The organism is Paracoccus sp. (in: a-proteobacteria) (genome assembly GCF_046289755.1).
GTDB lineage: Bacteria > Pseudomonadota > Alphaproteobacteria > Rhodobacterales > Rhodobacteraceae > Paracoccus.
The window spans coordinates 16,416-35,137 of record NZ_JBKBVD010000008.1 but is presented as its reverse complement, the minus strand read 5'-3'; the positions used below and the strand labels follow the sequence as shown (position 1 = coordinate 35,137).

20 protein-coding genes are annotated in these 18,722 nt (G+C 66.9%); 4 read left to right on the top strand and 16 right to left on the bottom strand.

All coding sequences use genetic code 11. The features are described 5' to 3' along the window. Nucleotides 1-58 precede the first annotated feature (58 nt). The 5 genes from gorA to gmk all read right to left on the bottom strand — a co-directional run bounded on the left by gorA (nt 59) and on the right by gmk (nt 4,667). Nucleotides 59-1,447, bottom strand: coding sequence for a glutathione-disulfide reductase (gorA, locus tag ACK41U_RS04605; protein ID WP_409676649.1), 1,389 nt, complete (start codon nt 1,445-1,447; stop codon nt 59-61). Further along, entirely contained in the window at nt 1,447-2,202 is a 756-nt protein-coding gene (rpiA, locus tag ACK41U_RS04600) for a ribose-5-phosphate isomerase RpiA (protein ID WP_409676646.1), read from the bottom strand. Before rpiA ends, gorA begins: the two co-directional genes overlap by 1 nt. Before the next feature lie 193 nt (nt 2,203-2,395). Further along, nucleotides 2,396-3,502: a sensor histidine kinase gene (locus ACK41U_RS04595; RefSeq protein ID WP_409676643.1), complete on the bottom strand. Its 1,107-nt coding sequence runs from the start codon at nt 3,500-3,502 to the stop codon at nt 2,396-2,398. After that, the gene (locus ACK41U_RS04590) at nt 3,502-4,032 is read right to left on the bottom strand and encodes a gamma carbonic anhydrase family protein (protein ID WP_409676640.1); all 531 of its coding nucleotides are present in this window, start codon (nt 4,030-4,032) and stop codon (nt 3,502-3,504) included. The genes ACK41U_RS04595 and ACK41U_RS04590 overlap by 1 nt, the downstream gene beginning before the upstream one ends. Continuing rightward, entirely contained in the window at nt 4,029-4,667 is a 639-nt protein-coding gene (gmk, locus tag ACK41U_RS04585; protein ID WP_409676841.1) for a guanylate kinase, read from the bottom strand. The genes ACK41U_RS04590 and gmk overlap by 4 nt, the downstream gene beginning before the upstream one ends. Before the next feature lie 245 nt (nt 4,668-4,912). Between gmk and ACK41U_RS04580 the strand changes: the two genes are divergently transcribed. Then, a complete protein-coding gene (locus tag ACK41U_RS04580) occupies nt 4,913-5,680 on the top strand; it encodes a PAS domain-containing protein (protein WP_409676637.1) in 768 nt (255 codons plus the stop codon). A gap of 11 nt (nt 5,681-5,691) precedes the next feature. On the opposite strand, the gene ACK41U_RS04575 is transcribed toward ACK41U_RS04580, so the two are convergent. From ACK41U_RS04575 to ACK41U_RS04535, 9 genes are all read right to left on the bottom strand, one after another. Further along, nucleotides 5,692-6,663, bottom strand: a complete 972-nt coding sequence (locus ACK41U_RS04575; protein ID WP_409676634.1) for a GNAT family N-acetyltransferase — start codon at nt 6,661-6,663, stop codon at nt 5,692-5,694. Between the two features lie 16 nt (nt 6,664-6,679). After that, complete coding sequence (rnd, locus tag ACK41U_RS04570) at nt 6,680-7,843, bottom strand: ribonuclease D (protein ID WP_409676839.1); 1,164 nt, start codon at nt 7,841-7,843, stop codon at nt 6,680-6,682. Nucleotides 7,844-7,963: 120 nt separating this feature from the next. After that, nucleotides 7,964-8,320, bottom strand: a complete 357-nt coding sequence (mnhG, locus tag ACK41U_RS04565; RefSeq protein WP_409676631.1) for a monovalent cation/H(+) antiporter subunit G — start codon at nt 8,318-8,320, stop codon at nt 7,964-7,966. Then, nucleotides 8,320-8,610, bottom strand: coding sequence for a cation:proton antiporter (locus ACK41U_RS04560; RefSeq protein WP_409676628.1), 291 nt, complete (start codon nt 8,608-8,610; stop codon nt 8,320-8,322). Before ACK41U_RS04560 ends, mnhG begins: the two co-directional genes overlap by 1 nt. Before the next feature lie 4 nt (nt 8,611-8,614). Next, the gene (locus ACK41U_RS04555) at nt 8,615-9,091 is read right to left on the bottom strand and encodes a Na+/H+ antiporter subunit E (RefSeq protein ID WP_409676625.1); all 477 of its coding nucleotides are present in this window, start codon (nt 9,089-9,091) and stop codon (nt 8,615-8,617) included. After that, complete coding sequence (locus tag ACK41U_RS04550) at nt 9,088-10,587, bottom strand: Na+/H+ antiporter subunit D (RefSeq protein WP_409676623.1); 1,500 nt, start codon at nt 10,585-10,587, stop codon at nt 9,088-9,090. Before ACK41U_RS04550 ends, ACK41U_RS04555 begins: the two co-directional genes overlap by 4 nt. Further along, nucleotides 10,584-11,048 (bottom strand): Na+/H+ antiporter subunit C, encoded by a 465-nt coding sequence (locus ACK41U_RS04545; protein WP_409676620.1) that lies wholly within the window; start codon nt 11,046-11,048, stop codon nt 10,584-10,586. The genes ACK41U_RS04550 and ACK41U_RS04545 overlap by 4 nt, the downstream gene beginning before the upstream one ends. Nucleotides 11,049-11,050: 2 nt before the next feature. After that, nucleotides 11,051-11,470, bottom strand: coding sequence for an MnhB domain-containing protein (locus ACK41U_RS04540; protein WP_409676617.1), 420 nt, complete (start codon nt 11,468-11,470; stop codon nt 11,051-11,053). Next, nucleotides 11,470-13,785, bottom strand: a complete 2,316-nt coding sequence (locus ACK41U_RS04535) for a putative monovalent cation/H+ antiporter subunit A (protein WP_409676614.1) — start codon at nt 13,783-13,785, stop codon at nt 11,470-11,472. The genes ACK41U_RS04540 and ACK41U_RS04535 overlap by 1 nt, the downstream gene beginning before the upstream one ends. 375 nt (nt 13,786-14,160) lie before the next feature. Between ACK41U_RS04535 and ACK41U_RS04530 the strand changes: the two genes are divergently transcribed. After that, nucleotides 14,161-14,703 (top strand): biotin transporter BioY, encoded by a 543-nt coding sequence (locus ACK41U_RS04530; protein WP_409676611.1) that lies wholly within the window; start codon nt 14,161-14,163, stop codon nt 14,701-14,703. Nucleotides 14,704-14,825: 122 nt separating this feature from the next. On the opposite strand, the gene tsf is transcribed toward ACK41U_RS04530, so the two are convergent. Next, on the bottom strand, nt 14,826-15,704 hold the full coding sequence (gene tsf, locus ACK41U_RS04525) for a translation elongation factor Ts (protein ID WP_409676608.1): 879 nt from the start codon (nt 15,702-15,704) through the stop codon (nt 14,826-14,828). 78 nt (nt 15,705-15,782) lie between these two features. Next, nucleotides 15,783-16,565: a 30S ribosomal protein S2 gene (gene rpsB / locus ACK41U_RS04520; protein WP_409676605.1), complete on the bottom strand. Its 783-nt coding sequence runs from the start codon at nt 16,563-16,565 to the stop codon at nt 15,783-15,785. A gap of 271 nt (nt 16,566-16,836) precedes the next feature. On the opposite strand from rpsB, the gene eda reads away from it, so the two are divergent. Together eda and ACK41U_RS04510 are read left to right on the top strand one after the other, a co-directional pair. Continuing rightward, a complete protein-coding gene (eda, locus tag ACK41U_RS04515) occupies nt 16,837-17,481 on the top strand; it encodes a bifunctional 4-hydroxy-2-oxoglutarate aldolase/2-dehydro-3-deoxy-phosphogluconate aldolase (protein WP_409676602.1) in 645 nt (214 codons plus the stop codon). A 19-nt stretch (nt 17,482-17,500) separates the two neighbouring features. Then, nucleotides 17,501-18,709, top strand: coding sequence for an MFS transporter (locus ACK41U_RS04510; protein WP_409676837.1), 1,209 nt, complete (start codon nt 17,501-17,503; stop codon nt 18,707-18,709). Nucleotides 18,710-18,722 lie beyond the last annotated feature (13 nt).

The following is an 18,722-nucleotide window of genomic DNA, read 5'->3' as shown; positions in this document are numbered from 1 at the left end:
CTTGCGCGCCCGCACAACCCTCTGTCAGATGCGGCAGAGGGCCGCGCTTGCACGATTGTCAGCCCGCGTCCCCGCCAAGGCCCTCCAGCCGCCGCGAGGGGTGGCGCATGGTCACCAGTTCTTCGGCGGCGGTCGGGTGAACCGCGATGGTCGCATCGAACTGGGCCTTGGTCGCGCCCATCCCGATGGGAATCGCGGCCAGCTGGATCATCTCACCGGCCTCGGGGCCAAAGATATGGCAGCCCAGAACGCGGTCGCTGGCGGGATCGACCAGCAGCTTCATCATCACCTTCGCATCGCTGCCCGCAAACATCGAGCGCATGGGGCGGAACACGGTCGAATAGACATCGACCGGCCCGGCGGCATGCGCCTGTTCCTCGGTCAGCCCGACGCTGGCCACCTCATGGGGGCGCAGATAGACCGCGCTGGCCACCAGCGAATGATCGACCGTCCGGGGCCGCGCGCCAAAGACGGTATCGGCAAAGGCATGCCCCTCGCGGATCGCCACCGGGGTCAGGTTCACGCGGTCGGTCACATCCCCCACGGCAAAGATCGACGGCACGCTGGTCTGCGACCATTCGTCCACCTCGATGGCGCCATTGGGCCTCAGCCGGACCTCGGTATTCTCCAGCCCCAGACCGGCAGTATAGGGCGCCCGCCCGGTCGCAAACAGCACGGCGTCGAACTGATCGCGGCTGCCATCGTCAAAGGTGACATCAATGCCGTCACCCGCCTTTTCCAGCCGCGCAGGCGTCAGACCAAGACGCAGATCGACACCCACCTGGCTCAGCTGCAGGGTGGCCAGATCGCGCGCCTCGCGGTCAAAGCCGCGCAGAACGGCATCCCCGCGATAGACCTGCACGGTCTGAACCCCCAGCCCGGCCAGGATCGTGGCGAATTCGCAGGCGATGAACCCGCCGCCCACCAGCAGCACCCGCCCCGGCAGGCGCTCCATCAGAAACAGATCGTCCGACACCAGCGCCAGTTCCTCGCCCGGCACCCCGATCTTGGACGGGCGCCCGCCCACAGCGATCAGGATATGCCGCGCGGTCCTGCGCGTCCCGTCCGCCAGTTCGACCGTGTGGTGACCGGCGATCGTGGCGCGCTGGTCATGGATCTCGACGCCCGCGCGTTCCAGCCCGGCACGATAGATCACCTCCAGCCGGGACAGTTCGGCGTCCAGCTTTTCGCGGAACAGCTGCCAGTCAAAGCGGCCCGCCTGTGCCCCGCACCAGCCATAGCCGCGCATCTCCTCGGCCATCAGCCCGGCCTGCGAGGCAAAGATCATCAGCTTCTTGGGCACGCAGCCACGGATGACACAGGTGCCGCCCATGCGGCTTTCCTCGGCCAGCCCGACCCGCGCGCCATGCTCGCCCGCCGCGATCCGCGCCGCGCGTACCCCGCCCGAACCGCCGCCGATCACGAACAGATCGTAGTCGAATTCCATCACGCGCCCTCACCCGCCAGCATATCGGCGTCGATATCGCCGTCACGCGCCAGTTCGACCACGCTGCCATCCGCGCGCCCGATGATGGCCAGATCGCACATGCCCAGAAACAGCCCATGCTCGACCACGCCCGGAACAGCCGACAAAGCCCGCGCCAGGGCCACCGGATCAGGGATCTCGCCCAGATGCAGATCAAGGATCAGATTGCCCTCATCGGTCACGACCGGGTCGCTGCCGCGCAGCCGCTGCAACACCTCGCGCCCGCCCAGATCCAGATCGTCCAGGGCCCGCCGGATCAGCTTGCGCGTCGTCTCAAAGCCGAATTCCAGCACCTCGACCGGCAGCGGAAAGGCGCCCAGAACCTCGACCACCTTGCCCGGATCGGCAATCACGATCATGCGCTCGCTGGCGGCGGCCACGACCTTTTCGCGCAGATGCGCGGCCCCGCCGCCCTTGATCAGATGCAATTGCCCGTCCAGCTCATCGGCGCCGTCGATGGTCATGTCCAGCCAGCCGATCTGGTCCAGCGTCTCGATCCGCAGCCCCAGGCTTTCCGCCAGATCCGCCGTCGCCTTCGAGGTCGCCGCACAGCGCAGCCGCAACCCCTCGGCGGCCACCCGCGCCGCCAGTTCCCGCACCATCACGCTGGCGGTCGAGCCGGTGCCGAGGCCCAGCCTCATCCCATCCCCGACCAGCGCCACAGCAGCACGTGCGGCGGCCAGCTTGGCCGGATCCGGTTGCGAAACAAGCGACATGGCGATTTCCCCTCTTGTCGGCCCTCGTGCCGGACCCGCGATGCTTATAGGCCAGCCGCACCCAAAGCGCGAGAGGCGCAACCCCTTTCCCGGCCTGCTTTGGTCCCGAAATATCCTCGGGGGGAGGCGCGGAACGCGACGGGGGGCGCGGAACGCGACGGGGGGCGCGAGCGCCCCCCTGCCCGGCCAGACCTCAGCGCCGCCGCAGCCCTTCGGGCAGCACCACGGTGAACCGGCTGCCTTCCCCCTTGCGGCTGTCGATCCGCAACCGGCCCCGGTGGCGGGCAATGATATGCTTGACGATCGCCAGCCCCAGACCCGTGCCGCCCTGCTCGCGCGAGCGATGCGTGTCCACCCGGTAGAACCGCTCGGTCAGGCGCGGCAGGTGGATTTCGTCGATGCCGTCACCCCGGTCCTCGATCTCGACCGCCCAGGCCGGGCCACGCAGCTGCGGCTCATGCGCGACATGGCGCAGCGCCAGCCCCAGATACCCGCCCGAGGCACCGTATTTCAGCGCATTCTCGATCAGGTTCTGAAACACCTGCGTCAACTGGTCGGGATCGCCCGGCACGCGCACCGACTGCTCCAGCCCTTCGATGCGCATCTGAACCCCGGCAGCCTCGGCCGCAGGCGCCATCGTGGCCAGCACGGCGCGCAGAAGACCGGGCAGATCGACCTGCCGGGCGGGGCGCAGACGCTCTTCGGCCTGCACCCGGCTCAGCGACAAAAGGTCGCTGATCAGCCGGTTCATCCGCCCCGCCTCGCGCTCCATGATGTCCAGAAAGCGGTCGCGGGCCCGCGCATCCTCGCGCGCGGGGCCGCGCAGCGTCTCGATAAAGCCCATCATCGCGGTCAGCGGCGTCTTCAGCTCGTGGCTGACATTGGCCACAAAATCGCGGCGCATCTGCTCGGCCTCTTCCGTCACGGACCGGTCCATGATCGCAATGCTCGCGCCGCGCCCGATCAGCGGCGCCAGCGGCGCCACGGTGATCTCGGCCAGAATCGTGCGGCCATCCGCCGCGAACTGCGCCCGCAGCGCCACGCCCCCCTCGGCCACCGGCAGATCGCCGTCCGAGACGGGTTCCGGATGGCGGTCAGGCGCCAGCACCCAGTCGACGGCATGAACCACGCCGGGATGGCGCAGCACCGTCACGAAGGGCCGGTCCAGCAGATCCTCGCCAAACAGCGCCCGCGCGGCGGGGTTGGCGGCGATCATGCGGGCATGGCCATCCACCGCCAGCATCGGGATCGGCACCCCGTCCAGCAGCGCCTGTGCCCGCCGCCGCGGATCAGCCGCCATCAGACGCTCCCCTCGGCCGCCCGCAGCCCGGCCCGGAACCGCGCGGCATTCTCGCGATAGCGCGCAGCCGAGGCCCGCAGCCCGGCCAGCGCCGTCGCGTCCAGCATCCGCACCACCTTGCCCGGCGCGCCCATGACCAGCGCGCCCGGCGGCACCTCGCGGCCCTCGGGGATCAGCGCCCCGGCGCCGATCAGCGCCCCTGCCCCGATCACGGCGCCGTTCAGGATCGTGGCGCCCATGCCGATCAGCGCCCCCTCACCGATCCGGCAGCCATGCAGGATCGCCCGGTGCCCGATGGTGCAATCCGCGCCGATCACCAGCGGAAAACCGATATCGGTATGCAGGCAACACAGATCCTGCACATTGCTGCCCCGGCCCAGGCGGATTTCCTCATTGTCGCCGCGCAGCACGGCGCCGAACCAGACCGAGGCGCCCTCTTCCAGCACGACATTGCCCATCAGCTGCGCATCGGGCGCCACCCAGGCATCCGTGCCCAGCTGCGGCGTCACATCCCCCAGCGACCAGATCATCTGTCGTCCTCCTCCTCGGCCATCAGCTTTTTCACGAAAGCGCCAAGACCCGCCTGACGGTCGCGGCGCAGGCGCTCGGCGGTCAGGATGGCCCGCAGGCGCGCCTCAGTCTCGTCCAGATCGTCATTGACCAGCACGTAATCATATTCGGCCCAATGGCTGATCTCGGCCCGGCTTTTCAGCATCCGGCCCGCGATCACCTCGGTGCTGTCCTGCCCGCGCGCGCGCAGCCGACGCTCCAGTTCCGGCAGCGAGGGGGGCAGCACAAAGATCGACACGACATGCCCGCCAAGTGCCGAGGCGCGGATCTGCTGGCCGCCCTGCCAGTCGACATCGAACAGCGTGTCGCGGCCCTCGTTCATCGCGGTCTCGACCGGGCCGCGCGGGCTGCCATAACAGTTGCCGAACACTTCGGCATGTTCCAGCATCTGCCCGTCCTCGACCATGCGGCGGAAGTCGTCAGCCGAGGTGAAGTGATAATCCACCCCGTCCACCTCGCCCGGACGCGGCGCGCGGGTGGTGGCCGAGACCGAGAATCGCAGGCTGGCGTCCCAGTCCATCAGACGGCGCGCCAGAGTGGATTTCCCCGCCCCCGAGGGCGAGGACAGAATGACCATAAGGCCGGTACGCATCATCATCGGGCTGTCGACCTTCCATGTCGCTTGCGGGACGCGCAGGGGATGCCCCGGCAAGCCTGTGCGGGTCAAGCCTTTCGCCGCACCCGGCGGACCCTCCGGCTGCCACCTCTGCCGCGACCCCGCACCAGTTCTTAACCATTTATTAATCTAGGAGTAGGAATCGAACCCCGGATGGCGCTAGTCTCGCAACATATGTTAAGGCGCAGAACGCTGCCACGTGGTTTTGGTTAACGAGGTCCGGCATGTCCGATCACGACAAGGGTTCCGAGCCGACCGGCAGTTCCGCACTCAGGCCGCCGAATGGACAGGTCGTGACGCTGATGACCCATGATCCGGCCCATGCCGACCGCGTCATACGCGAGATGCGGGACTACTGGTCCGGCCTGCGCAACGGCAAGGCGGTCCCCGCTCGGTCGGATGTCAGCCCGCGTGGCATTGCACGATCGCTGGATTACGCCTTTATTCTGGAACGCATCGCCCCGGGCGCGGCACGCATCCGGCTGGCGGGGCGCCACCTGATCGACCTGATGGGGATGGAGGTGCGCGGCATGCCGATCTGCTCGTTTCTGGTCGGTCCGTCGCGCGGGCGACTGTCCGATGTGCTGGAAACGGTCTTCAAGGCGCCCCAGATCGCCCATCTGCACCTGCATGCGAAGGGGGGCTATGCCCGTCCGGCCCTGAAGGCGCAGATGCTGCTGCTGCCGCTGCGTTCTGATCTGGGGGATGTCACGCGGGCGCTTGGATGTCTGATCGCCGACGGCGATCTGGGTGTCGCGCCGCGCCGCTTTGAACTGATCAGCGATACGATGATTCCGGTGATCGAAGGGGGCAAGACGCTGGAACCCTCTCCGTCGGTCATCGGCTTTTCAGAAGAACCCGCCAGTTTCGACCGCACCCCGCCCAGGACTTCCGACAGCGCCGCCCCGGCTGCGCCATCACATGAAACACCCGAAGAGCGCCGGGCCCTGTTCCGCGTCGTGGCCACCGCGCCCGGCACCGATCAGGGCTGAGCCGTCACGTCTCAGGACAACAGGCCGGGCCGCCAGCGATACAGGGCGGCATCCGCAGGCGCGTCCCGCCCCTCGGCGCGAAGCTCGACATCCTCCATCCGACGAAAGCCCAGGTTCTTCAGGATCTTGCGCGAGGCGAGGTTGTCCAGGAACACATCTGCCAGAATTTCGGGGAACGCAAAGCGGGCGACCAGTTCGTCAAAAACGGCGGCCACCATCTCTTGCCCCAGCCCCAGCCCCGACAGATCGGGGTCAAGAAAATAATGCAGTCGCGGCGGCTGCCCGCCCGACAGCCCGACCGCGCCCACGACCCGGCCCTCATGGCGCACCGACAGCCGCAGCGGCGGCCACAAAGCCGATTCGCGCAGCACGACCGCCACCTCGTCCAGCCCCATATCGGGGCGGAAGCGCAGCATCATGCGCGCGACCTCGGGGCGGGTGGCGATGGCATGCAGGTCGGGCAGATCCGCCTCGGTCACCGGCCCGATCTGCAGGCGCGGCGTGATCAGGGCAAAGGGGTGCAGGGCCTCGAAACGGTCGCGGTCAAGGCGCAGGGCGGTGGCCGGGACGTGGCGCTGCATCGGTTCGGAATACAACTGCTCTGTGCCGGTGGCGCGAAAGCCCAGCCAGTCCAGCAGACGGGCCGAGCGGCTGTTGCCGTCCAGCACATGCGCCGAAACCCGGTCCGCGCCCGACAGAAACAGCCGCGACAGCGCCATGATGCCCGCGCGTCTGCCGATCCCCCGCCCCTGCGCGCCCGGCGCGATCCACAGGCCAAAGTTGCTGCCCGCCCGGACCAGACCCAGCAGATCATCGCCGCAGCGGATCGCATATTCATCCAGCGAGGCGGCGGCCACAAAGTCACGCGCATCGGTTTCGGCATAGGGCCAGGGCACCGCCGTCAGCCAGCGCGCTGTGTCCCAATCCGTCATCGCGGCGGCGATGGCGGGGGCGTCTTCGGGCCATGGACGGGTCAGACGCAAGGGACGGGTCATCGGTTCAGCGCGCCGGGACGACCTTGACCGCGCCCCCCTGCGCGGACAGTGCAATCTCGCCCCCGGCCAGCCGCAATGCGTCCTGTCCGAACACCTCGGCCCGCCAGCCGTGAAGCGCGGGGACATTCCGTTCGCCCGTGGCGATCGCGTCCAGTTCCGTGGACGAGGCGATCAGCTTGGGGGCTACACCCGCCGCATCGGCCTTGGCCTTCAGCAGCACCCGCAGCAGGTCCGACAGCGCCGCATTGCCGGGGCGGCCCGGTTCCTCGGCCTTGGGCTGCGGCAGGTCGCGGGTCTCGCTGCCCGCCTTGACGGCGGCCAGAATTCCCGCCGCAATCTCGCCCTTGCGCGCCTCGCGCAGCAGCAGCCGCGAGCGGGCCAGATCGGCCTCGTTCAGGGGCTTGGTCGAGGCCAGCTCGATCATCGCATCGTCCTTGTAGACGCGCGAGCGGGGGATGTCGCGGGCCTGGGCATAGGCCTCGCGGAACTTTGCCAACTCGCGCAGGATCGCCAGAAAGCGCGGCGAGTTGGTGCGGGTGCGCACCTTCAGCCAGGCCTCTTCGGGGCGGGTGATATAGGTCTCGGGGTCGGTCAGGACCGACAGCTCCTCGGCCAGCCAGGCCTCGCGCCCGGTCTTGACCAGCTCGGCTGCCAGAAATTCATAGATCACCCGCAGATGGGTGACATCGGCCAGCGCATAGGCCGCCTGCGCATCCGACAGCGGGCGCCGCGACCAGTCGGTAAAGCGCGAGGATTTGTCCAGATTGGCGCGGGCGATCTTGCGCACCAGCGTCTCATAGCCGACCTGCTCGCCAAAGCCGCAGACCATGGCGGCGACCTGCGTGTCAAACAGCGGCTCGGGAAACACCTCGGCGTCGTGAAAGAAGATCTCCAGATCCTGCCGGGCGGCGTGGAAGACCTTGACCGTGTCCTTGTGGCGGAACAGATCGTACAGCGGCGCCATCGACAGCCCCTCGACCAGCGGATCGACCAGCACGGCCTGACCGGGATCGCCCGGCGCCATCGGCGGCAGCGCAAGCTGGATCAGGCACAGCTTCGACCAATAGGTCCGCTCGCGCAGGAACTCGGTGTCGACGGTGACATAGGGGGCGGATTTCGCAGCCTCGCAGAACAGCGCAAGCTCGTCCGTGCGGGTGATCGTTGTGATGTCGTGGCTCATTCAGCTCTTTCGGAAGGGCGGTTCGTCCGCCGATCCGGATTGTTTACGCCGATGACACGAAATTGAAAAGGGCCGACGCGGCGGCTCTTGTCGTCTGGCACGGACTGCTTATTGCGGCGGCGTTTCCGCTTCGCGGTGATGCAGCGCCTCGGCCACGCCCGGCTCGCAGCGGGTGCGGTCGTCCATCGGCACGCCGGTGCGGAACGCGGCCCGCCCGATCAGATGCGCCGCGACCGGCGCGGTCAGCAGCAGGAACACGATCGCCGCCACCGCCCGCGCGACCACGGTGCCCTCGGCAAAGGCCACGGCCACGGCGGTCAGGATCAGCCCCGAGCCCAAGGTCCCCGCCTTGGTCGAGGCATGCATGCGGATCAGCAGATCGGGCAGGCGCAGCACGCCCAGTCCGGCGGCAAAGCAGAAAAACCCGCCCGCCACCACCAGCACCGATACGATAATCTCGGACATCATTGCTGATCCTCCCGGTTGATGGCATTGCGGCGTTCCAGATAGCGGGCCAGACAGACGGTGGCCAGAAAGCCCACCAGCGCCAGCACCACGGCCACATCCAGAAAGGCCGCGCTGCGCGCCTGCAGCGCCGACAGCCCGCCAAAGGCCACCAGCTGCACCGTCATCATGTCCAGCGCGACGATCCGGTCGGCCAGCGTCGGTCCCTTGATCAGCCGGATCGAGGCCAGCGCCACGCCCAGAATGACCAGCGTGAACCCGAACAGAACTGCGTAATCGAGAAGTGTCATGGCTCTACTCCGTCGCCTCGCGCACCCAGACCTCGTAATGGTCGCGGATCTGCGCGCGGATCGCATCGGCATCATCCCCGAACATCGCATGGATATACAGGGTCTTGCGGTCATCCGAGACATCAAGGCTCAGCGTGCCCGGCGTCAGCGAGATGAAATTCGCCAGCAGCGTGATCTGCAGATCGGTCGTCACGTTCAGCGGCACCGCGATCAGCGCAGGCACCGAACGCTGGCCCGGTGTCATGACATCAGCCACCACGGCGTAAGAGCTGACGACCAGCTCATAGATAAACAGGACCAGCAGCCGCAGCCAGTAATACAGCCGCATGAAATAGCTGCCCGTGGTGGGAAACAGCGGCCGGACCAGCCACATGGCGGCCAGCCCCAGGAAGAACCCGGTCAGCAGGCCCAGCAGCGACAGATCGCCGGTCAGCGCGACCCAGGCGAAGGCCAGCAGCATATTGGTCGCGAACAGGTTCATGGCTGCACCCCCAACACGGTTGTCACATAGGCTGTCGAATCCAGCAGCTGCGCCGCCGAGGTTTCCGCGAACTGCACGAACGGCTCGGGGAAGAGGCCAATGATGCAGGTCAGCGCCGCCAGCACAATGATCGGCAGCATCAGCGCCACCCGGTCACCTGCGGGCAGATCGCCAAGCCGCGGCTTGATCCCGTCGGGATGGGCGGGCCAGAAGGCCGCGCCCCAGATCTTGGTCATCGAATAGATCGTCAGCAGACCCACGGCCAGCGCGACACCGGCCACGAACCACATCTCCAGATCCAGCGCGGCCTTGACGACCACATATTTGGCCCAGAAGCCCGACAGCGGCGGAAAGCCCGCCAGCGAAAACGCCGGGATCAGGAACAGGAAGGCCAGCAGCGGCGCATGGGCATAAAGCCCGCCAAGCCGCGACAGGTCCGTCGATCCGCCGATCCGCTTGGCCACGCCCGCGACAAAGAACAGGTTGGCCTTCACGATGATATGGTGAACCAGATAAAAGACCGCGCCGACCAGACCCATCGGCGTGAACAGCGCCAGCCCCAGCACCATATAGCCGATCTGGCTGATGATGTGGAACGACAGGATGCGGCGGAAATCATTCATCGCGGCCGCGCCCAGAACGCCCGTCACCATGGTCGCCACCGCCAGCCACAGCAGGATCTGGTGCGTATAGCCGACATCCTGATCGAAGATCAGCGTGAACATGCGGATCAGCGCATAGACGCCCACCTTGGTCAGCAGCCCGGCAAAGATCGCCGAGACCGCCACCGGCGGCGTGTGATAGGATGCGGGCAGCCAGAAGAACAGCGGGAACAGCGCCGCCTTGACGCCAAAGGCCACCAGGAACATCACCGCGATGGTGGTCAGCAGGCCGGTATTCTCGACCTCGCGCACCGCCAGATGCAGGTCGGCCATGTTCAGCGTGCCGGTGATGCCGTAAAGCAGCCCGATCCCCGACAGGAACATGATGGTCGAGACGAGGTTCAGCGTCACATATTTGATGCCCCCGTCCAGCTGCTCCTTGCTGCCGCCCAGAACCAGAAGGCCAAAGCTGGAGATCAGCATGACCTCGAACCAGACATAGAGGTTGAACAGGTCACCCGTCAGGAACGCGCCGCAGACCGCTGCCATCAGCACCTGCAACAGGGCGTGAAAGCCCAGACGCTCCAGCCGTTCGGGGATTTCGGCAAGGCTGTAGACGACGGTGGCCAGCCCGGTGATGGCGGTGATGACGACCATCACCCCGCCCAGATAATCGGCCACCAGCGTGATGCCGAAAGGCGCCTGCCAGTTCGACATCTGGGCGGCTATCACGCCATGTTCCAGCACCTCGCCCATCAGGATCAGGCTGGCGAACATCAGAACGATCGTGCCCGCGACCGAGATCCAGCGCCCGGCGGGGCTGGTGCGGAACAGATAGGCAATGACTGCGGTCACGATCGGGATCAGGATCGGATTGACAAGAACCCAGCTCATGCGCGGGCCTCCCCGGCGGTGGGGCCGGTGGTGGTGTCAAGCGTGCGGTCGGTCCGGGGCGGGGTGCCCGGCGCGGCGGAGGGGTCGGGCGACGGCGTCGGCTGCCCCTCGTCGCGCGGTTCGGCCACGCGCATCTCATCGCTGTTGACGGTGCCGAGGCTGCGATAGGTGCGATAGACCAGCGCCAGCGTGAAGGCCAGCAGGCCAAAGCCGATCACGATCGCGGTCAGCACCAGCGCCTGCGGCAGCGCATTGGCGACCAGCCCGGTGGGCGCAGAGGCGCCCTCGTCGATCAGGGGCGGCGCGCCTGCGGTCAGGCGGCCCGACAGAAAGATCACAAGGTTCGCGGCATTCGACAACAGGATCAGCCCGAACAGAAAGCGGATCACGTTACGGTCCAGCATCAGATAGACCGAACAGGCCATCAGCACGCCGATGGTCAGGGCAAGCAGCAATTCCACCCTCAGATCTCCTCTTCCATGGCAAAAACCAGCGTCAGGATGCCGCCGAACACGGCCATGTAGACACCGATGTCGAAGACCAGCACCGAGGACAGCGGCAGCCCCTTGCCACCGTCTTCGGCAAACAGGAACAGCCATTGCCCGGTCAGGAAGGCATCGCCCGCAAAGGCCGCCATGATCCCCGACAGGGCCGCCACGCCGACGCCCAGCATGGCGATATTGGCGGGATCGGCCCGCAGCGCGCCGCGCGCCTCATCGACCGAGGTGGCGATGACGTAAAGGATAAAGCCGGTGGCCCCGATCAGCCCGCCGATAAAGCCGCCGCCGGGCAGGTTGTGGCCCCGCAGCAGCGCATAGACAGAAAAGACCAGCAACAGCGCGACCAGCAGACGGGTCGCCGTGGTCAGGATGAGGGATTGCATTACTTGTCCTCCTCGCCTCTGGCGCCGGGATCGCTGGCGGGGGTCGGGCTGGCGCCGGGCGCGCCGCGCAGCAGCGCATAGGCGGCCACGGCGGCGATCACGACCACCACGACCTCACCAAAGGTATCTGTCGCGCGGAAATCCACCAGAATGACATTGACGATATTGCGGCCATGCGCATCGGGATATGACGCGACCTCGAAGAAATCGGTCAGGCGGCGGCTGAAGGGCGTCTGCAGCACCGCGATCATCACCACCGTCGTCAGCAGGCCGAACCCCGCCGCAATCGCCGCATGCCCGGCCCGGAAACCCGACATGGCACGCGAGGGCAGATGCGGCAGGCGCAGCATCACCAGCGCGACCAGCACCACGACCAGAACCTCGACCAGCAGCTGGGTGATGGCCACGTCGGGGGCGCTGAACATGATGAAGATCAGCGCCACGCCGATGCCCACCACCCCAAGCGCCGCCACCGCCGTCATCCGGCTGGAGGTCATCGTCGCCAGGATCGCGCCCATGGCGATCAGCGCCAGCACCGTCCACTGCACCGGATGCACGCCCTCGGCGTCATAGTTGATGCCGCTGCCCATGCCGCCCTTCAGCAGGAAGGTCGCGCCGACCAGCACCGTGAAGGTGCCGAAGATCACCGCCATATAGGTCTGCAGATTGCCGGTCTGGATCAGGCGTGTCTGCCACGCGGCCAGCGCCTTCAGCCCGTCCAGCACCCGGTCCCAGCCCGCGTCGAAATTGATCCGGCTGCCTGCCTCGATGCGGATCAGGCGCGCGCGCAGCGCCTCGTGCCGCCGATAAAGCAGCCAGCCCGCAAGGAAGGTCAGCAGCGACAGGATCAGCGCCATATTGACGCCGCCCCACAGATACAGATGCACCTCGCGCACCTCGCCAAAGACGGCATGGGTGGCGGGGCCGACAAAGTAATGGCCCAGCAGCCCCGGAAACAGCCCGAAGATCAGCGACAGCGCGCCCAGCACCAGCGGCCCGGCCAGCATCGCCCAGGGCCCCTCATGCGGCGTGGTGGGTGTTTCGCGCAAGTCGCCGCGGAAGGGGCGCAGCGCGACAATCCCGCCGACCGTGAACATCATCACCGAGGCGGCAAAGATCATCACCGTCACCCAGACCGCGCCGAAACCGCCAAGGCCAAGACCCGCCTTGTACATGAATTCCTTGCCGATAAAGCCGACCATCGGCGGAATGCCCGCCATGCTGATCGCGGCCAGCGCGGCGGCCAGCCCGGTCAGCGGCATCGCCTTGGCCAGCCCGCCCAGCACCCCCGCCTCGCGCGTGCCGGTCGAATGATCGACAATCCCGATCATCAGGAACAGCGCCGCCTTGTACAGCGAGTGCACGACCAGAAACAGCATCGCCGCCATGATCGCGTAATGCGTGCCCGCGCCGATGAACATGACCAGCGTGCCAAGCGCCATCAGCGTCGTATAGGCCAGCACCTGCTTGATGTCGGTCTGGCGCAGCGCCATGACCGAGGCAAAGACCGCCGTGACGCCGCCGAACAGGATCAGCGTCCAGAACCAGACCGAGGTGTCGCCAAGCGCCGGGTTCATCCGCGCCAGCAGATAGACGCCGCCCTTCACCATCGTGGCGCTGTGCAGATAGGCCGACACCGGCGTCGGCGCGGCCATCGCATTGGGCAGCCAGAAATGGAACGGCACCTGCGCCGATTTCGTGAAGGCACCCGCCAGAAACAGCAGCAGGATCGCCAGATACCACGGATGGTCTCGGATCATGTCGCCCTGCGACAGAATATCGACCATCTCGAAACTGCCCACGACCGAGCCCAGCACGATCAGGCCGGCCAGCAGGATCAGCCCGCCCGTCCCCGTCACCAGCAGCGCCTGCAAGGCCGAGCGGCGCGACTTGACGCTGTCGGCATTGAAGCCGATCAGCAGATAGGAGGCGATCGTCGTCACCTCCCAGAACACGAACAGCGAGATCAGGTTGCCCGCCAGCACCAGCCCCAGCATGCCGACCATGAACATCAGCAGATAGGCGACAAAGCGGTTATAGTCGGGATGATCACCCAGATAGCGCGCGGAATACAGCGTCACCGCCGCCCCGATCCCGGTGATCAGCAGCGCGAAGGTCAGGCTGAGACCGTCCAGCAGCACCGACAGCGCGATGCCAAGCGAGGGCACCCACTCGATGCCCCATACCTGCGGCCCTTCGGCAATCTGCGGCGCGAGCCCCAGAAAATACACGAACAGAACCGCCGGGAACGCGATCGAGAACCAGCCAGTCGGCCCCCCCATCACCCGGTCAACCTTGGGATAGTCATCAGCCATGTCTCGAACCCCTGTCGCGGCATGCAGTTGACGGCGGCTATTAGCACCCTTTTCTGCGGGAAAACAGACGCCCGGCCCCGAAATCGCACCGGCTGCCTGCGAAATCGGCGCGAGGGCCGGGGCGGTATCACGGGCGCCGGAAGGGCGCCCTGTAAAGAAGTGTCACCGCAGCGCGGGGCCAGCGGCGCGGCGACCCGCCCGTCGGTGATGCGACGCCGTGTCGCAGCTTCCGCGCTGCGGGCGCGTGCCGCGCCCTGTCGCCTTTCGGCGCCCTCTTGCCTCTGCGGGGGGGCTTCGGACATGATAAGCGCCAGCCTGCGGCACGTTTGCCGCACCGAATCGTATCTGATCGCATTCCGAAGGAAAGAAACCGCCATGTTGCTTGCTCAAGACCACATTTCCCGCACCAGCCTGGCAGGCAAGCTGGGGATCACCCTTGCCGCCGCTGCGCTGATCGCCCTCAGCGCCAAGGTTCAGGTGCCGTTCTGGCCGGTGCCGATGACGTTGCAGACCATGGCCGTGATGGGTCTGGCGGTGGTTCTGGGGCCGCGCCTCGGGCTGGCCGCAATGGGCAGCTATCTGGCCGCCGGTCTGGCGGGCCTGCCGGTCTTTGCCACCGCCGGTGCGGGGCTGGCCTATCTGGCCGGGCCGACGGCGGGCTTTCTGCTGGGATTCCTGCTGGCCATGGGCGTGACCGGCGCGCTGGCGCAGGGCCGGGGCATCCTCGGGCGCGGGCTGGCCATGCTGGCCGGTCTGGCGACGATCTATGTGCCGGGCCTGATCTGGCTGACCAATTTCGTGCCGTCCGAGCGGGTGCTGGCCGCAGGTTTCACGCCCTTTATCCTGGGCGATCTGGTCAAACTGGTCGTGGCCTTGATGCTGATCGAAGGCACGCGCCGGATCATGCAGCGTCGCTGATCTCTCTCGAAATGACATGAAGTAAGCCCCGCAACTCATTGCGGGGCTTACTTTTTTTCACGTCCGAAACGAAAAATGCCAGCCCGCGGGCTGGCATTGCGTTCACGCGAAGATCGGAAAGATCAGGCGCCGCTGAGGGTCTTGGCAACCTCGGCTGCAAAGTCTTCCTCTTTCTTCTCGATGCCTTCACCGACGGCCACGCGGGCAAAGCCCACGATGGTCGCGCCCGCCTCTTTGGCGGCTTCGGCGACGGTCACGTCGGGATTGATGACGAACTTCTGGCCGGTCAGCGTGACCTCTTCAAAGAACTTCTTCATCCGGCCTTCGATCATCTTCTCGATGACGGCCTCGGGCTTGCCCGATTCACGCGCCTGCTCGGTCAGAACCTGCTTTTCACGATCGACCAGCGCCGGGTCGAGGTCTTTCTCGTCCAGCGAGGCGGGCGAGGTCGCGGCCACGTGCATGGCGATCTGGCGACCGATCTCGTCATTGCCGCCGTCGAGGCCGACCAGCACGCCGATCTTGCCCATGCCGTCAGCCGCCGCATTGTGGACGTAGTGCACAACGGTCGGCGCGGTCACGACGACCATGCGGCGCAGCGACATGTTCTCGCCGATCTTGGCGATCGCGTCGGTCAGGATCTCGGACACGGGCTTGCCGTCGATCTGCGCGGCTTTCAGCGCCTCGACATCATCGACCTCAAGCGCGGCCTGCGCGATCTTGCGCACCATCGCCTGGAATTCTTCGTTCTTGCCGACGAAATCGGTCTCCGAGTTCACCTCGACCGCGACGCCCTTGCCCGCCTTGACGGCGACGGCAACCAGACCTTCGGCGGCCACGCGGCCCGATTTCTTGGCGGCTTTCGACAGGCCCTTGGTGCGCAGCCAGTCAACGGCGGCGTCCATGTCGCCTTCGGTCTCGGTCAGGGCCTTCTTGGCGTCCATCATGCCTGCGCCGGTCATCTCGCGCAGTTCTTTCACCATCGCTGCGGTGATTGCCATATCCGTCTCCTTATGTGCAACGCGTCAGGCGGGGCATACCCCCGCCTGACGACATTTCCGTGAAGTTTTCGCAGGCGATCAGGCTTCGACGGCCTGCTCGGCGGCGGGCTCTTCGTCCAGCAACTCTTCCGGCGCATCGGCCAGCGAGCCCAGATCGACGCCCGACGCACCCATATGCGCGGTCATCCCGTCAAGGGCCGCACGGCTGGCCAGATCGCAATAGAGCGCGATGGCGCGGGCGGCGTCGTCATTGCCCGGAATGATATAGTCCACGCCATCGGGCGAGCAGTTGGTGTCGACCACAGCCACGACCGGAATGCCCAGTTTCTTGGCTTCCAGAATGGCCAGATCTTCCTTGTTCACGTCGATGACGAACAGCAGGTCGGGAAGGCCGCCCATGTCGCGGATGCCGCCCAACGAGGCTTGCAGTTTGGTCTGCTCGCGCTCAAGCTGCAGGCGCTCTTTCTTGGTCAGGCCCTCGGCGCCACCGGCCATCGTCTCGTCGATGGCTTTCAGGCGGTTGATCGACTGGCTGACGGTCTTCCAGTTGGTCAGCGTGCCGCCCAGCCAACGGTGGTTCATGTAGAACTGCGCGGATTTCTCGGCGGCTTCGGCGACGGCGCGCTGCGCCTGACGCTTGGTGCCGACGAACAGCACGCGGCCGCCCTTGGCGACGGTGTCGCGGATGACCTGCAGCGCCGCGTCCAGCATGGGCAGCGTCTGCGTCAGGTCGAGGATGTGAATGCCGTTGCGGTCACCATAGATGAACTCGCCCATGCGGGGGTTCCAGCGTTGGGTCTGGTGACCATAGTGAACGCCAGCTTCCAAAAGCTGACGCAGCGTGAATTCGGGAAGCGCCATCGCGTGTTTCCTTTCCGGTTTGCGCCTTGGCAGGGGGTCTCAGGGCGAATGCCCCAACCGGTGGACCTTTTGCGGATGTCTCCCGCAAGGGCCCTCCCCTGCCTGTGAAGTGAGCGCGCATTAGCCCCGCCGCGGGCGGGATGCAAGCACAATCGCTGTGGCAATCGTGCAGATAGCGGTAACAGGCTTGCACGCGCCGCGCGTCTTTCCCTTGCATCGCCACGGGCTTGGGTTCAGGTTCGGGGCGAATTTTTCCCTTGGAAGGTGCGCCATGACCCCGCAGATGCAGTCGCAACAGACCAGAACCCTGTGCCAGCTGGCGCCCGTCATCCCGGTGATCGTGATCCGCGATGCCGCGCGCGCCGCCGATCTGGCCCGCGCGCTGGTCACCGGCGGGCTGCCGGTGCTGGAGGTCACGCTGCGGTCCGACGCGGCGCTGGACGCGATCCGCGCCATGAGCGGGGTGCCGGGCGGCCATGTCGGCGCGGGCACGGTGCTGACGCCGGACGATGCGAAACGCGCCAAGGATGCGGGGGCCAGCTTTGCCGTCTCGCCGGGGCTGACCGACCGGCTGATCGACGCCTGCGCCGATCTGGAGCTGCCGCTGCTGCCGGGGGTCGTGACGGCGTCCGAGATCATGGGCGCGGCGGATGCCGGGTTCGACATGCTGAAGTTCTTCCCCGCCGAGGCGGTGGGCGGCGCGCCTGCGCTGAAATCGCTGGCAGGCCCGCTGCCGCGCATCAGCTTTTGCCCGACCGGCGGCGTGACGCCCCAGAACGCGGGCAGCTATCTGTCGCTGCCCAATGTGGTCTGCGTCGGCGGCAGCTGGATCGTGACCGATGCCGATGTCGCCGCAGGCAACTGGCAGGCGATCGAGGATCGCGCGCGGGTGGCTGCGGCCCTGCCGCGCGGCTGACACCATGAGCGGTCCGGCGATGGAAGACGCGGCGTCGCTGGCGCGCGCGCGCCGCAATGTCGTGATTCTGGTTCTGGCGCAGGCGATCCTGGGCGCCCAGATGTCGATCATGTTCATCGTCGGCGGGCTGGCGGGCAAGATGCTGGCCCCGAACCCCTGCCTTGCGACGCTGCCGCTGTCGATGATCATCCTGGGCTCGGCCCTGACCGCCCGACCGCTGGCGCGCTTCATGCAGGCGCGCGGGCGTCAGGCGGGCTTTCTGCTGGCGGTGACGGCGGGGGCGCTTGGGGCGGCGGTGGCCGCCATCGGCCTGTGGCAGGGTTCGTTCTGGCTGTTCATGGCCGGGTCGCTGCTGACCGGCATCTACATGTCCTCGCAGGGGTTCTACCGCTTTGCCGCCACCGACACCGCGCCCGAGGACTATGCCCCCCGCGCGATCAGCTGGGTCATGGCGGGCGGGCTGGCCGCCGCGATCATCGGCCCCGCCATCGTGCGCGGCACCGACGGGATCACGGCGGTGCCGTTTCTGGCCACCTATATGGCGGTGATCGGGCTGAACCTGCTGGGGCCGTTCCTGTTTGCCTTTCTGGACATTCCCCGCCCGCCGCGCCCGGTCGCAGGCAGCGCGCAGGGCCGCCCCATGGCCGAGATCCTGAAAACCCCCGCGATCCTTGTCGCGGTGATCTGCGGGATGGTATCTTATGCGCTGATGAATCTGGTCATGACCTCGACGCCGCTGGCGGTGGTGGGCTGTGGCTATGCGCCCTCGGACGCGGCCAATATCGTCAGCCTGCATGTGCTGGCCATGTTCGCGCCCAGCTTTGTGACCGGCCATCTGATCGCGCGCTTTGGGCCTGAACGCATCGTCGGGCTGGGGCTGGTGATTCTGGCGCTGGCCGGGGGCGTGGCCCTGTCAGGCGTCGCGCTGGGGCAGTTTTTCGTGGCGCTGGTGCTGCTGGGGATCGGCTGGAATTTCGGCTATATCGGCGCGACCACGATGCTGACCCGCGCCCATGCCCCCGAAGAGCGGGGCCGCGTGCAGGGGATGAACGATTTCATCGTCTTTGGCGGCGTGTTTGTCGCCTCGCTGTCCTCGGGCGGGCTGATGAACTGCGCCGGGGGCTCGGTTCAGGCCGGATGGAATGCGGTCAATCTGGCGATGCTGCCGTTTCTGGTGCTGGCGGGCGGGGCGCTGATCTGGCTGGTGATGCGCCCGAAAGAGGGCTGAGGACCGGGGGTTT

What these genes read in the sequence shown, in the direction of transcription:
- ACK41U_RS04535 (WP_409676614.1), bottom strand. Translation starts at nt 13,785, where the DNA reads ATGGCTGATGACTATCCCAAGGTTGACCGGGTGATGGGGGGGCCGACT.
- gorA (WP_409676649.1), bottom strand. Translation starts at nt 1,447, where the DNA reads ATGGAATTCGACTACGATCTGTTCGTGATCGGCGGCGGTTCGGGCGGG.
- ACK41U_RS04530 (WP_409676611.1), top strand. Translation starts at nt 14,161, where the DNA reads ATGTTGCTTGCTCAAGACCACATTTCCCGCACCAGCCTGGCAGGCAAG.
- gmk (WP_409676841.1), bottom strand. Translation starts at nt 4,667, where the DNA reads ATGATGCGTACCGGCCTTATGGTCATTCTGTCCTCGCCCTCGGGGGCG.
- ACK41U_RS04550 (WP_409676623.1), bottom strand. Translation starts at nt 10,587, where the DNA reads ATGAGCTGGGTTCTTGTCAATCCGATCCTGATCCCGATCGTGACCGCA.
- mnhG (WP_409676631.1), bottom strand. Translation starts at nt 8,320, where the DNA reads ATGTCCGAGATTATCGTATCGGTGCTGGTGGTGGCGGGCGGGTTTTTC.
- eda (WP_409676602.1), top strand. Translation starts at nt 16,837, where the DNA reads ATGACCCCGCAGATGCAGTCGCAACAGACCAGAACCCTGTGCCAGCTG.
- ACK41U_RS04590 (WP_409676640.1), bottom strand. Translation starts at nt 4,032, where the DNA reads ATGATCTGGTCGCTGGGGGATGTGACGCCGCAGCTGGGCACGGATGCC.
- ACK41U_RS04510 (WP_409676837.1), top strand. Translation starts at nt 17,501, where the DNA reads ATGGAAGACGCGGCGTCGCTGGCGCGCGCGCGCCGCAATGTCGTGATT.
- ACK41U_RS04540 (WP_409676617.1), bottom strand. Translation starts at nt 11,470, where the DNA reads ATGCAATCCCTCATCCTGACCACGGCGACCCGTCTGCTGGTCGCGCTG.
- ACK41U_RS04595 (WP_409676643.1), bottom strand. Translation starts at nt 3,502, where the DNA reads ATGGCGGCTGATCCGCGGCGGCGGGCACAGGCGCTGCTGGACGGGGTG.
- ACK41U_RS04555 (WP_409676625.1), bottom strand. Translation starts at nt 9,091, where the DNA reads ATGAACCTGTTCGCGACCAATATGCTGCTGGCCTTCGCCTGGGTCGCG.
- ACK41U_RS04560 (WP_409676628.1), bottom strand. Translation starts at nt 8,610, where the DNA reads ATGACACTTCTCGATTACGCAGTTCTGTTCGGGTTCACGCTGGTCATT.
- tsf (WP_409676608.1), bottom strand. Translation starts at nt 15,704, where the DNA reads ATGGCAATCACCGCAGCGATGGTGAAAGAACTGCGCGAGATGACCGGC.
- rpsB (WP_409676605.1), bottom strand. Translation starts at nt 16,565, where the DNA reads ATGGCGCTTCCCGAATTCACGCTGCGTCAGCTTTTGGAAGCTGGCGTT.
- rpiA (WP_409676646.1), bottom strand. Translation starts at nt 2,202, where the DNA reads ATGTCGCTTGTTTCGCAACCGGATCCGGCCAAGCTGGCCGCCGCACGT.
- ACK41U_RS04580 (WP_409676637.1), top strand. Translation starts at nt 4,913, where the DNA reads ATGTCCGATCACGACAAGGGTTCCGAGCCGACCGGCAGTTCCGCACTC.